The following is a 13,417-nucleotide window of genomic DNA, read 5'->3' as shown; positions in this document are numbered from 1 at the left end:
CTGTCATGACGGATGTGGTGGTGCTGGGAGCCGGCCCGTACGGGCTGGCCGCGACAGCACAGTTACGGCGGGCCGGGGCCGACGTCCGCGTGTTCGGGGAGCCGATGTCCATGTGGCGCGGCATGCCGAAGGGAATGCTGCTCCGGTCGAACTGGACGGCGACGTCCATCGTGGAGCACGACGGGCCGCTGTCGCTCGACTCGTACGTGACAGCCACCGGCCGCCGGGTGACCCGCCCGGTGCCGCTGGAGGACTTCATCGACTACGGCGACTGGATCGCGGAGCAGGTGGCCCCCGACGTCGACCGCAGGCCCGTGGTGCGGGTCGCCCGGTCGGAGGACGGGTTCAGGGTCACCGTGGACGACGGCGAGCGGGTCACCGCGCGCCGTGTGGTGGTGGCGGCCGGCATCGGCCCGTTCGCCCGTCGTCCTGACCTCCCGGCCACCCTGCCGGCCTGGTGCGCCTCGCACAGCGGCGAGCACCAGGACCTCGGCAAGTTCGCCGGGCAGGACGTGCTCGTGATCGGCGGCGGGCAGAGCGCGCTGGAGGCGGCCGCGCTGCTCAAGGAGGGCGGGGCCAGCCCGGAGGTACTGGTGCGCGCCGATCACATCAACTGGCTGCACGGCGGCCGGTACCAGAAGAAGCTTGGCCGGCTCTCGCCGCTGGTGTACGCGCCGACCGATGTCGGGCCGATGGGACTGTCGCGCGTCGTGTCGGCGCCGTGGCTGTTCCGGAGACTGCCGAGGGACCTCCAGGACAAGCTGGCGTACCGGGCGATCCGGCCAGCCGGCGCCCTGTGGCTGCGAAGCCGGCTGGAGGGTGTGCCGATCCGGCTCGGGCGACGGCTGCGCGGGGCGGTGCCGGCCGGGGACCGAGTGATCATCGAGCTGGACGACGGCACGACGCGCGTGGTGGACCACGTGATCTACGGGACCGGGTACCAGGTGGACCTCGCCAGGTACACGTTCCTGTCCGAGGAGCTGCTGGGCGGGATCCGGCAGGAACGCGGCTACCCGGTCCTGCGGGCCGGCATGGAGTCCTCGGTGCCGGGCCTGCACTTCCTCGGCGCGCCGGCCGCGTGGAGCTACGGGCCGATCAACCGCTTCGTCTCCGGTACCTGGTACGCCAGCCACGCCCTGACGGCCGCCGTCACGGGGAGGCGGAGGTGACGGCGGGGACCGTGGGTGCTGTCGTGCTCGGCGGCGACTACCAGGGGCTGGGGATCGTGCGCAGCCTCGGCCGGCACGGCGTGCCGGTGATCGTGGCCGACGACGAGCACTCGATCTCGGTGGCCTCCCGCTACGCCCGGCACGCCGTGCGGGTGCCGAGCCTGCGCGACGACCGGGGCGTGCTGGCGGCGCTGGCCGGGCTGAGGGCGCGGTACGGGCTGCGCGGCTGGGTGCTCTACCCGACCCGTGAGGAGATCGTGGCCGCGCTGGCCCGTAACCGCGCGGAGCTCGGCGGGCACTTCCGGATCCCGGCACCGGACTGGGACAGCGTGCGGATCGCGTGGGACAAGCGCGAGACGTACCGGCTGGCCGCCAAGCTCGGCATCCCGATCCCGCAGTCGTGGTACCCGGAGGACGAGGCCGCACTGTCGCACGTGGACGGTTCGGCTGGCCCGTATGCGGTCAAGCCTGCGATCAAGGAGCACTTCTTCTACGAGACCGGCGTGAAGGCCTGGCGCGCTGAGGGCCCGGAAGAACTGCGGGAGATCTACCGGAAGGCCGCGGCCATCGCCCCGGGCGAGGTGATCGTGCAGGAGATGATCCCGGGCGGGGGAGAGCAGCAGTACGCCTACTGCGCGTTCTTCAGGGACGGTGAGCCGGTCGCGAGCATGGCGGCGAGGCGGCTGCGCCAGCATCCCTCGGACTTCGGCCGGGCCAGCACGTTCGTGGAGAGCGTGGACCCGGCGCTGCTGGAGGAGCCGTCGGTGACCTTCCTGCGGGCCATGGGCTACTACGGCCTCGTCGAACTGGAGTACAAGCTCGATCCGCGGGACGGCGAGTTCAAACTGCTCGACGTGAACGCACGGACCTGGGGTTACCACACGCTGGGCCGCGCGGCGGGCGCCGACTTCCCCTGGCTCGTGTACCGGGACCAGATCGGCCTGCCGGTCCGCCCCGTGCGGGCCAGGGCCGGCGTGCGCTGGGCCCGGCTCGTGACCGACCTGCCGAACGCCGCAGCCGACTGGAAGGCCGGCCGGCTGCGTACCCGCTCGTACCTGGCGACGCTCCGGACGATCGACACCGAGGCCGTGTTCGCGTGGGCCGACCCGCTGCCCGCGCTCTACGAGATCGCACTCCTGCCGTACCTGGCCGTCAAGCGTGGACTGTGAGGGGCGCCGAGATGTTCGCCAGCAGCCATTCGTTCGGGTTCTTCGACTACTTCCGGGTGCCCTACCGGCTCACCTCCGCCCGCCCGGGGTCGGCGTTCGGGCGGCTGTGGCTGGCGGGGGACCAGGGCGGGCCGAGTCTGGTGTGGCCGGTCGTGGACCCGGTACGCGGGCCGGCGGTGCGGGAGGCGTTACCCGGCCGGTACGCGATGGAACGTTTCCCGGTCTTCGGGCACGTGACGGGCGACCGGGTGGCCCGCAGGTTCCTGGCAGGCTGGGGTGAGGGCGGCTGGCGGAAGGCCGAGCTGGTCACCGGCGCCGGCGGCCGGGAGGTGGCTGCCGTGTGGCGGGACGGCGCGGGGAACGTGTTCCTGCCGTTCGACCCGGCTGAGGTGATGCACCAGTACTGGAGCGAGGGCTACAAAGGGATCGGGCAGCCGGCGCTGCGGCGGGCGCTGCGGCCGGCCCTGGTACGCGGGTACTACGGAATCCGCCCGCTGCTGCCGAGAGCGGCGCAGATCGCGGCGCGCCGGATGTTCGCGCGGTTCCAGCAGCGGCCCGAGTTCCCGGCGTGGCCGGTGGAGACCGCGCTGCACGACTTCTACGACTGGCTCTTCCGGCTCGTCGCCGACTTCGCCGGGCGGCCCGTGCCGTGGCTCGCGCCCTGGCCGGCCGGGTACTCCTGGGCGATCGTCCTCACCCACGACGTCGAGACCGCCGGAGGGTGCCGCGACATCGAACTGCTGCGCGCGCCGGAACGGGCGGCGGGGCGGCCTTCGGGCTGGAACTTCGTGCCGCTCCGGTACACAGTGGAAAATGATCTTCTCGATCGGCTCAGGGCGGAAGGCTGCGAGATCGGCGTGCACGGCCTGAGGCACGACGGCCGTGACCTCGGGTCGCTGCGGCAGCTCAGGAAGCGGCTGCCCGCCATGCGCGCCTACGCCCAGCGGTGGAAGGCGACCGGATTCCGGGCGCCGGCCACCCAGCGGAACTGGTCGTGGATGCCGATGCTCGGCTTCGAGCACGACATGTCGTACCACGACACGGCCCCCTACGAGCCGACGCCGGGCGGCACGTGCAGCTACCTGCCCTTCTTCAACGGGACGATGGTCGAGCTGCCGATCACGCAGCCGCAGGACCACACCCTCTTCACGATCCTCGGGCACAGCGACGCGCAGGTGTGGCTGACCAAGGCGACGGAGATCCGCAAACGCGGCGGCATGATGCTCGTCCTGACCCACCCGGACTACGCTGGCGACCCGCGCGTGGCCGGCGGCTACCGCCAGCTGCTCGACTCCGCCGCCGGAGACACCGAGGCGTGGTGGGCCACGCCCGCACAGGTCAGCGCGTGGTGGCGGCGGCGGGCCCAGTCGGGCGTGGCGCTGTCACGCGGGGGATGGCGGGTGTCGGGACCCGCCGCGGCGGAAGGCAGGCTCCTGTTCGCCGAGCCATTCGCTGAACCAGGAGTACCTGCGGCATCGGCGGCCGGCAACACGAATACTGGAGGGCGTGGGCAGCATGCGCGTCCTGCTCGTCGATGACCACCCCGTGTTCGCGGAGGCACTCGCGGCCCGGCTGGCCATCGAGCCGGACATCGAGGTCCTGCCGGTAGCGTCCGGCAGTGGCAGGGCGCTGGCCGAGATCAGCCTGGGCGACCCCGACGTCGTCCTGCTCGACCTGTACCTCGGCGAGTCCTACACGGCCTCTGGTGAGCACAGCGAGCGCAACGGCCTGGGCCTGCTCGCCACCATCCGCGCCCGGTACCCCCGGACCAAGGTCATCATGCTCACCGCCGCCGAGGACCCGGCGCTGACCGTCGCGGCCTTCCGGGCCGGGGCCGACGGCTGGCTGCCCAAGTCAGCGCACGCGGCAGAGCTGGTCGAGGCGATCCGCAGCGTGGCGCGCGGCGAGGCGTCCGTCCCGCCCCGGCTGCTCGCGGACGTGCTGGACCGGCTGACCGGCAGGCAGGGCCCGGACGGCGACCCGCTCGCCGTGCTGACCGTGCGCGAGCGCGAGGTCCTCCAGTGCATGGTGGACGGGCTGGGCCGGGCGGAGATCGCGGCCCGGCTGCACATCAGTTCGAACACGGCTCGTACCCACACCCAGAACATACTGTCCAAACTGGGCTGCCATTCTGTCCTGGAGGCAGTGGCACTCGCCCGGAAGAGTGGAATGCGATAGAAAGCCGCATATAGTACTGCCGCGAGAGTGCTGTGTGACGAGGAGGCAGGGTTGCGGCCAGCGAGGTACATCCGGTCGGCGCTGGTGATGAGCGCCCTTGTCGCGCTGATCGGATCGGCCGGAGCGCTCGGGGTGGCCGCCGTGCTCGACTCCGACCAGCGGCAGGCGGCCGACAGCCAGATGACCCGGCGCGCGGAGCTGGTCACCGAGGCCGTCACGACCGAGACCCGCCGGTACGTCGACACACTCCAGACGGTCGCCGCCGGGGCGGGCGCGGTCGAGACGCTGGACGCCGCCAAGTTCGCCCAGCTCACCGGGCCGCTGCGGACCATGCGGATCTCCGGGGCCACCTCACTGGCCCTCGCGGTGCCGGCCACGACAGGCCAGATCCCGCAGGTACAGGAGCTGTGGCGCACGCGCGGCGCGCCCACCCTGGAACTGAAGCCGGTCGGTACCGGCGAGGACCACATCTTCACGATCTACTCCGAGCCGCTCGACGGTGGCCCGCCAGCCGTCGTCGGCACCGACGTCAGCCAGCTCGCGGAACCACTGCAGGCCTTCACCCGGGCCCGGGACTCGAAGGCGGTGGCGATCTCCAACACGTACCTGCTGCTCCGCGACCGCAACCTCCCCGAGGGCCAGCGGCAGCTGTCCTTCATCATCACGGCACCGGTGTTCGGCTCGGCCGGCGACTTCCGCGGCTGGGTGCTGATGGGCCTGCGCGGCAAGGACTTCGTCGGCAGCACGATCAAGCGCGTCTCCGAGAACCTGTCGGTCGACGTGATGCTCCACGACCACGACGCGGCCGGCAAACCGGTCAGCGTGGCGGGCCTGGCGGCCCTCGTCCCCGGCGAGCGCGACATGCACCGGCACGTCGAGTTCTCCGTCGCCCAGAACACGTGGGGGCTGGAGGTCAGCGCCCCCAGCAGCGAGATCCCCGGTGCGACCAGCGCGCTGCCCGCCACGGTGGCCGGCGGCGGGACGATCGCGAGCCTCCTGCTGGCCGGCCTCGTGTACGTCCTGGCGACCGGCCGCTCCCGCGCCCAGCACCGGGTCGAGCAGGCCACCGGCCAGCTCCGCGAGGCCGAAGCGGAGGCACGCAGCCAGGCGACCCTGACCGAGGCGGTGCTCAACAGCATCAGCGACGGGGTGGCCGTGGTCGATGCCAACGGGGAGTACATCCTGCACAACCCGGCGGCCAAGCGCATCCTCGGCGTGGACCTCAACGTCAACCGGCCCGACGCCTGGCAGGCCCACTACGGCATCTACCTGCCGGACGGCAGCGCACCGTTCCCGGTGGAGAAGCAGCCGCTGATCCGCGCGCTGGAAGGCGAGCCGACGGACGGCGTGGAGATGCTGATTCGCAACGCCGGCCAGCCCAACGGCGTGCGCATCTCGGTCAGCGGCCGGCCACTCGGCTCCGAAGCCGAGCAGCCGGGCGCGGTGGCGGTGTTCCGTGACGTGACGGCGCAGAAGGCCCAGGAGGCCGACCTGACGGCGTTCGCCGGGCTCGTGGCACACGAGATCCGCACCCCGCTCACCGTCGTCGCCGGGTACGCAGAGCTGCTCTCGGAGACCGTCGACGCCGGGATCACCGACCCCCAGGCCCTGCGCGAGCCGCTGACGAACATCACGGCCGGGGCGCAGCGGATGACCCGCCTGATCCACGACCTCTTCGAGTACGTGACCACACAGGACGCAGCCCTCAACATCACGAACGTGGACCTGCGCGCGCTGGCGGCCGAGGTGGCCGGCGGGGTGAGCGTGGCGCCCGGGCAGCCAGAGCCGGAGATCCACATCGGCGAGCTGCCGGTCGTCCGTGGCGACTTCGGCATGCTGCGCCAGCTCCTGGGAAACCTGCTCGGCAACGCCGTCAAGTACACCGCCCCCGGCGAGGCGGCCCACGTGACGCTGACGGTCCGCCCGGACCGGCCCGGCTGGACATGGATCGAGGTGGCCGACCGGGGGCTGGGCATCCCGGACGGGCAGTACGAGGCCATCTTCGACGAGTTCCACCGGGCGCACACCGAGGGGCCGTACGGCGGCACGGGCCTGGGGCTGGCGATCTGCCGCCGGATCGTCCAGCGGCACGGCGGCATGATCATGGCGGCGGAGAACGAGGGCGGCGGCAGCCGGTTCTCCTTCACGCTGCAGCTCTCCCACCGGGACAAGGGCCGCCACCGCGCCCGGCAGAAGTAACAGGATGGTCGCAGGCCCCGGTGACGATCCGGGCGGCTGATGCTCCCGCTGGAGTGCGAGAGGGGCGGCCGGCCAGCAGGCTGGGCCGGCCGGCCGCCGGGGCGCGCACGGTAGCGAACCCCCGCCGATGTCCCCAGGCGTCACGGGCGGGGCGTGCGCACCCAGCGCAAAGATCACGAACGAAACACAGAAGAACCGCCCTATCCGGTACCGGGGAGGCGGTGGCCGCTCAGTCAGCGAGTCAGCGCTGGCGGTCCGGGCCCGGCCCGGCTTCGCGGCAGGGCATGCCCGGCGCGGGCATCGTGTGCGTGACGGGCATCGTGATGGCGTGCGCTCGCATGTCTCCTCCTTCGCCGGTGCCTGGCGTGCGGGGCTGGCTGGTTCCCGGCACACGCTACGGCGGGCCGGAACGGGCGGGCAACGCGATTTCGTCCCGCGATCCGGTTTGGGCCTCCGGCCGGTTCATCCTTTTCACCCTTTCGGCCAGTGACAGGCGACGCTGAACCGACGGCGGGCGGCCAGGGCCCCGGTTAGGCTGGGTCATGGCGATCTCCGGCCGGAGCGGTGACACCCGGCATCGATCTGTAGTGATCAATGGTGACCTGGGCAGTGGCAAGAGCACCGTGTCGGTGCGCCTCGGTGAGCGCCTCGGCCTCCGCCGGGTCAGCGTCGGCGACCTCTACCGGCAGATGGCTGAGGAACGCGGCATGACCGCCCTCCAGCTCAATCTCCACGCGGAGCTCGACGACAAGGTCGACTCCTATGTGGACCAGCTCCAGAGTGACCTGGCCGCCTCGGACGAGGATCTGATCGTCGACAGCCGGCTCGCCTGGTTCTTCTTCAAGGACGCGCTGAAAGTGCACCTGATCACCGAGCCGGGCGTGGCGGCCGTCCGCGTGCTCGGCCGGCCAGCGGACACTGTGGAGAGTTACCGCTCGGCCGCCGAGCGGCTGGCCAGCCGGAGCGAGAGCGAGCGGTTCCGGTTCCTCAGCCGGTACGGAGCCGACAAGACCCGGCTGCGCAACTACGACCTGGTGTGCGACAGTACCCGGGCCCGGCCGGAGGAGATCGTGAACCGGATCGCGGAACAGTACCCTGGCGGCGGGTCCAGGACGGCGCTGTTCATCGACCCGGCGCGGATCTTCCCCGGCGGGGCGGGAACGCCGCGGGAAGGGCCGCTGCTCCTCGGCTACGCCCGCCCCCACTTCTTCGTCCTGTCCGGGGAACGCGTGCTGACCGAAGCCCTCCGAGCCGGTCACACCCTGGTGGAGGCGTCGCTGGGTGCCGAAGCCGGCGAGCCCGCCGGCGGTGGTGACGGGGTGAGCGAGAGGACGGCCGAGGAACTCTTCGCTGGCCTGAGTGCGCGGCCGGGACCGTTCGCGGACTGGGAAGCCGAGCACGGGATCAGGCTGCCGGTGCTCCCCGCGTGACCGGGCCCAGGTACACCCACTGGCCGTTCTCGCGCACGAACTGGCTGTTCTCGCGGAGCACGCTGCGCTGACCGTCCTCGACGTACCGCGCCTGGAACTCCACGGTGCCCTCAGCGTCGAACAGCGCTCCGCCCGTGGTGCCGAGGACGATGAGCCGGATCCACTCGGTACCCGGATCGAACTCGACGCGCCGTGGCCGCGTGCTCGAGTGCCACGACCGCAGCAGGTAAGCCTCGTCCCGCACGGCGAAGGCACTGTACCGGGATCGCATGAGCAGTTCGGCGGTCGGCGCTGCCTGTCCGGTGTGGAACCGGCCGCAGCAGTTCTCGTACGCCTCCCCGAGCCCGCACGGGCAGAGGGCGCTGGACGGGCTGCCATTCCTGGGGTTCTCGCTGTTGTCGCTCAGGCTGTTCGCGCCGCTCATGCCGCTCATTCCGCTCCGCCGGTCACCCCGTTCGTACCGCTCATCCCGGAACCTAGCACCACTGACCTGCTCCGGCACGAACCAGGTGGCGGGTACCCGCTGGGAGGCTGCGGGTACCCGCCACGACTACCGGCCCTGGAGCGCCTTCACGTTGTCGCCGAAGGACCAGCTCTTGGAACCGTCCCAGTTGAGCGACCAGGTCATCAGGCCCTTGAGCCCGCCGCTGTAGGTGTTCCACGCCTGCGACACGAGCGATGTGGACATGTGGCCGCCGCCGGCCCCGGGCTGAGCGGGCAGCCCCGGAACCTGCTTGTCGTAGGGCACCTTGATCGTGACGCCCTGGATCACGAGCCCCTGGTTGAGGCAGTCGGTCTGCCTGGTGAAGCCCTGCACCGTCCCGGCCTGGTAGGAGTCGCCGGCGCAGCCGTACATGCTGCCGTTGTAGTACTGCATGTTCAGCCACCACAGCCGCCCGTTGTCGGCGTACTTCTTGATGATCGGCAGATACGAGCCCCAGATCGAGCCGTAGGTGACGCTGCCACCGGTCACGTACGCCGTCTCTGGAGCCATCGTCAGGCCGAAACTGGACGGCATCTGGGCGAGCACCCCGTCGATGATCCTGATCAGGTTGGCCTGGGAGGGCGACAGGCTGCTGATGTTGCCGCTGCCGGTGAGGCCGGTCTCGATGTCGATGTCGATCCCGTCGAAGTTGTACCGCTTGAGAATCGGCACCACCGTGGCGACGAACCGGTCAGCGACCGTGCTGGAGCTGAGATCGATGCCGGCCGTGGCCCCGCCGATCGACATGAGGATGGTGAGCCCGGCGGCTTTCGCCTGGCACATCTCGGCCGGTGTCGCGACCTTCACTGTCGCGTCCATGCCGTCCTCCCACAGGACGGTGCCGTCGGAACGGATCACGGGGAACGCCATGTTGATGACGTTGTACCCGTGCTGCCTGATCCGCGGATCCGTGATCGGTGTCCAGCCGAACGGCGGGTGCACGCCGTTGGACGCGCCGTCCCAGTTCTCCCAGTACCCCTGGAGCACCTTCCCGGCAGGCCTGGGCTTCACCGGGCACACGTCAGTACCGGGCGAGCTGGTCGGGCTGACCGTGGGGGACGGGGACGGGGATGGTGACTGCGAGGGGGACGGGCTCGGCGACGGGGACGGCGACTGCGACTGGGAGGGTGAGGGTGACGGGCTGCTCGTGCCGTCACACGCTCCCAGGTCCTTCCACAGTGACGCGGCGGCGACCGGGTTCCATCCGGCGCCGGGTGGCGGGGTGTGCGCGACCCGGGCCTCGTACAGCCGCTTCTGGTACGTGACCTTGGATCCGGCGGTGTATGGCACGCCTTCTGCCCAGGGCGGTGCGGTACACGGCACGGCGATGCCCGCCGGTACCCCGGCTTGTCCGGTGGGGGCGGTGACGACGGCGGTCAGCAGGGTCATCGCGAGGCTGGCGAAGAGCGCGACAGCCCACCGTGGTGGTCTCACTGCGAGCCTCATGGCGTGTCCTCGGGGTGGACGGGGGATGGAGGGTTCTGCATGAGGGTAATTGTTAGTAAGGTTTGCTATCGATGTCTACCGCTGCGGCTCAGGTCGGCACGTGGACCTAGCGGCTCGTGCCGGCTGGTGGAGGGCTCCTGCGGTAGTGCCGGATCCGGCTCCACAGTGCTCCTCCGGGCGCGGTGCTGGGCCCGGGTTGCGGGCTGACGACGGCGTTGAGTACCTGGCTGTTGGGGACGGCGAGTGTGCCCTGCTCGGCTTCGAGGCGGACGTACGCGAGGCCGATCTCGGTGACTGTGCCGTCGAAGTCGCCACCCAGGGCACCCGAGGACAGGCGTACCACCTGGCCGACGCGGAAGGGGCGCGCGACGAGCAGCACGATGCCGGCGAACAGGTTCGCCAGGGTCTGCTGGCCGGCGATGCCGACGATGACCCCGGTGAGGGCGCCGCCGAGGAGGAGCTGCCCGATGGGTACGGACAGCAGGCCGAGGGTGGTCAGCAGCGTGACCAGGCCGCCGGTGAGGACGACGATCAGGCGCAGTACGCCGGCGTGCGCGCCACCCAGGGCGACCTCGGCCAGCCTGCGGACCCGGCTGGCGATCGCGAAGGTCGCGGTCATGGCCGTCATCAGGAACACGAGGGCTCCGCCGACGGCCAGGAGCTTGTCGGCGATCCGGCCGGACCGGCTGTCGCCCCAGGCCGGCACGAGCACGGCGACAGCGAGTGCTGCCGAGACGAGTGCGAGAGGCCGCCACAGGTTCCGGAAGGCGCGGCGGGCATGGCTGGTCAGGGGTGCGAACGTCATCTACGGCCCTACCCACACCCCGCGGGGCCAAACCTGCGGCTGGGGCAGCAGTGACGGTCAGCTCACTCGGCGGGGATCCAGCCCTGCTGGACCGCTCGTACTCCGGCCCGGAACCGTGTCCCGGCGTCGAGTCGCTGCATGAGTTCCGTGACGCGGCGGCCGACGGTGCGCTCGGTGACGCCGAGGGTGCGGGCGATGGTCCGGTCCTTCATGCCGGCGGCCAGCATGGACAGCAGTTGCCGGTCGCGTTCGGGCAGGTCGGCGATCTGGCCGGGCGACTCGATCGGCGCTGAGCGTTCCCAGAGGCTCTCGAACGTGCTGACCAGCGCGTCGAGCAGGGGAGAAGGCCGGACCAGCAGCCGTACCTCCGGGTCGGGATTCACCGAGGAGGCGAGCACGATCGCGAGTTCCCGGTCGGCGATCGTCATCTTCGGGCCGGCGTGGGGATGGAGGCGTGCCTGCTCGCCGGCGCTGGTGCACTCCTGCATGAACTCGCGCGCGTCGTGCTCCGCGATAGCCGACGGGTGGTAGACGCACCGGACAGCGACCCCGCGCTGGAGTGCCTTCAGCTCGGGGTCGTTGGGGAGCGGGCGGAGCCCCAGGTACGGCGCAGAGTCGATCATGAGGATCTCGTGCCGGGCGATGCTGGGCAGCAGGGTGAGGGTCCGGGAGATCGCGTCCGGGCCGCGCAGGACCTCGACGGGGCTCCCGGCGCCGGGCGGCTCGGCGCGCCGGAGGTCCGCGGTGAGGTCGTCGAGTTTGAGCTGGAGGTCGTGCAGCTCGCGGCGGCGTTGCTGGATGAGCTGGTTGACGGCGAGATCCGGGTCGACGGGTGCGTAGTCAGGGCAGCCGTACGCCGCGCGCTTGGCGAGCCCGTACTCGAGCAGGGCTTCGAGTGCCGCCGCCATGTCCTCGGCCGGCAGTGACAGTGCCGTGGCGAGGGTGGCGGCGTTGGCCTGCCGTTGCCGCAGCAGTTCGCGGTAGACGGCGTCCTCGACGGCGCTGATGCCGAGTGCTTCCAGCAGGTAGGCCATCGGTCTCCTTGGGGCACGATGATGAACTCGCCCCCCGCGGCGCCGCCGGTGCCCAGGAACCAGACCAGAGCAACCGGTATCGAGACCCTAGGCCCCGGATGAGCCCCGGTCAACCACGTGACCAGCGCACGAGCCTGCCGCGGCCGCCCATGAGGCAACCGCGGCAGGCTTTCCGAAGGGTCAGGGACTAGTGCCCGTGACGGTGTGCGTTCAGCCAGTCCTGCTTGGTCATCTCGCTCAGGCCCTCGTCGGTCCGCACGCCCTTGGACGCTCCGCCTCCGCCGACACTTCCGCCGCCGAACACGATCGACGCCCAGTTGTCCTGCGCCGTCAGGGTCCTGATCCGGTTGTCGTCGTTGACGTCGGTCCGCGCGGTGTCGGTCGTGTCGCCGTCGCAGTTCCAGTCGATGGCGCCGTTCGCGGTTCCGGTGGTCGTGCGGGTCGTGCCGTTCGGGCACTTCCACTTGGTCTTCCACGCGGCGGCCTCGGTACTGTTGAGGCCGAGTCCCTCGCGCAGGCTGCCCTCGTTCAGGGCCGGCGGGGCGAAGTCCGAGTAGCCGAAGTACGCGCCGCCTGCCGCCTTGGGTACACCGTTGAACTGGAAGAAGTAGTTCATGACGCTGAGGTAGTTGGGCTTGTAGTTGGTGTGGTCCACACCGCCGTGCCGCAGCCCGAGGTTGTGCCCGAGTTCGTGGATGAACGTGCCGACGTTCATGTCCTCCGTGACGGTCCAGTCGCACCGCGGGCCCATCGTCACGATGAACGTGTCGTTCGGGATCGCGAAGGCGTTGCCGCTGCTGCAACTGCCGTCGTAGTCGTCGGCCCACAGCATGTAGTAGAAGACCGCCGCGCGGTCGGCGTCGAAGTGGGCGGACTTGATGCTGAGGGTCTGCGACTCGGCGGGCTGCAGGTTGCTGTCGTAGGGGACCTCGTTGCCCCCACCCAGGTTGTACGTGGCGCCGCGCGCCGAGCCCGCGTCGAGGTGCAGCCTGATGCCCGTCGTGCCGTCCGGGTTGCTGACCGGGGCCGCGGCGAACACCGCCACGATCCGGTCGAGCGCCGTGGCGGACGCGAGGCGCCCGCTCATGTAGTCCATCTCGACGAAGATGTCCTTCTTGGTGGGGCTCGCCCCCATGCCGGGCAGGTCGACGTCGATAACGCCGTCACCGTTGGCGTCGTATCCGCTGGTCTCCCAGGCGTCCGGCAGCGAGTCGCCGTCCGTGTCGGTCGCGATCTCGATCGACGCGGTGGGCGGGGCTGCGGTGGCTGGTGCTGTCGCCGCGCTGGCGAGGGCAGCCGCCAGGGCGATCGAACTCGCGCCGATCGCGAGCAGACGCCGGCTGCGTGGTCTTCTTCCCATGTCGCGGTTCCTTCGGTTCGAGGGGTGCAGGTGGCCGGCCGGGACGGTGCCTCACGGCGGGTCCGGGCGGTTCCTGGTCGCGGCAGCGTAGGGCCGGCGATCGATCCGAAGGCAGGGGAGAACCAGACAATGTCTGGAAACGG

11 protein-coding genes are annotated in these 13,417 nt (G+C 70.9%); 6 read left to right on the top strand and 5 right to left on the bottom strand.

Features of this window, described 5'->3' with window-relative positions:
- Window positions 1–5: 5 nt before the first annotated feature.
- From A3G1_RS33430 to A3G1_RS0106115, 6 genes are all read left to right on the top strand, one after another.
- Window positions 6–1,169 carry an FAD-dependent oxidoreductase gene (locus A3G1_RS33430; RefSeq protein ID WP_018348591.1) on the top strand — a complete coding sequence of 388 codons (1,164 nt, stop codon included), beginning with the start codon at window positions 6–8 and terminating at the stop codon, window positions 1,167–1,169.
- Window positions 1,166–2,338, top strand: coding sequence for a carboxylate--amine ligase (locus A3G1_RS0106140; protein WP_018348590.1), 1,173 nt, complete (start codon window positions 1,166–1,168; stop codon window positions 2,336–2,338). The genes A3G1_RS33430 and A3G1_RS0106140 overlap by 4 nt, the downstream gene beginning before the upstream one ends.
- An 11-nt stretch (window positions 2,339–2,349) precedes the next feature.
- Window positions 2,350–3,876, top strand: a complete 1,527-nt coding sequence (locus A3G1_RS0106135) for a polysaccharide deacetylase family protein (RefSeq protein ID WP_018348589.1) — start codon at window positions 2,350–2,352, stop codon at window positions 3,874–3,876.
- Window positions 3,854–4,516 (top strand): response regulator, encoded by a 663-nt coding sequence (locus tag A3G1_RS33425; protein ID WP_083936809.1) that lies wholly within the window; start codon window positions 3,854–3,856, stop codon window positions 4,514–4,516. Before A3G1_RS0106135 ends, A3G1_RS33425 begins: the two co-directional genes overlap by 23 nt.
- 51 nt (window positions 4,517–4,567) lie before the next feature.
- Window positions 4,568–6,715 (top strand): ATP-binding protein, encoded by a 2,148-nt coding sequence (locus A3G1_RS33420; RefSeq protein ID WP_051110445.1) that lies wholly within the window; start codon window positions 4,568–4,570, stop codon window positions 6,713–6,715.
- A gap of 542 nt (window positions 6,716–7,257) precedes the next feature.
- Window positions 7,258–8,145, top strand: a complete 888-nt coding sequence (locus tag A3G1_RS0106115; protein WP_083936774.1) for an AAA family ATPase — start codon at window positions 7,258–7,260, stop codon at window positions 8,143–8,145.
- Here the strand turns inward: A3G1_RS0106115 and A3G1_RS0106110 are convergent.
- The 5 genes from A3G1_RS0106110 to A3G1_RS0106085 form a co-directional block, all read right to left on the bottom strand.
- A complete protein-coding gene (locus tag A3G1_RS0106110; RefSeq protein ID WP_018348585.1) occupies window positions 8,120–8,578 on the bottom strand; it encodes a YchJ family protein in 459 nt (152 codons plus the stop codon). The genes A3G1_RS0106115 and A3G1_RS0106110 overlap by 26 nt on opposite strands.
- Before the next feature lie 117 nt (window positions 8,579–8,695).
- Window positions 8,696–10,063: a glycosyl hydrolase family 18 protein gene (locus A3G1_RS0106105; RefSeq protein WP_425411375.1), complete on the bottom strand. Its 1,368-nt coding sequence runs from the start codon at window positions 10,061–10,063 to the stop codon at window positions 8,696–8,698.
- A 118-nt stretch (window positions 10,064–10,181) separates the two neighbouring features.
- On the bottom strand, window positions 10,182–10,880 hold the full coding sequence (locus tag A3G1_RS33415) for a mechanosensitive ion channel domain-containing protein (RefSeq protein ID WP_018348582.1): 699 nt from the start codon (window positions 10,878–10,880) through the stop codon (window positions 10,182–10,184).
- 62 nt (window positions 10,881–10,942) lie between these two features.
- Entirely contained in the window at window positions 10,943–11,914 is a 972-nt protein-coding gene (locus A3G1_RS0106090; RefSeq protein WP_018348581.1) for a helix-turn-helix domain-containing protein, read from the bottom strand.
- 187 nt (window positions 11,915–12,101) lie between these two features.
- Window positions 12,102–13,274: a zinc metalloprotease gene (locus tag A3G1_RS0106085; protein WP_018348580.1), complete on the bottom strand. Its 1,173-nt coding sequence runs from the start codon at window positions 13,272–13,274 to the stop codon at window positions 12,102–12,104.
- Window positions 13,275–13,417 lie beyond the last annotated feature (143 nt).

Source organism: Longispora albida DSM 44784 (genome assembly GCF_000379825.1).
GTDB classification, from domain to species: domain Bacteria; phylum Actinomycetota; class Actinomycetes; order Mycobacteriales; family Micromonosporaceae; genus Longispora; species Longispora albida.
Note: the sequence above shows the minus strand (reverse complement) of the source record. Positions and strands in the feature narration are given on the sequence as shown.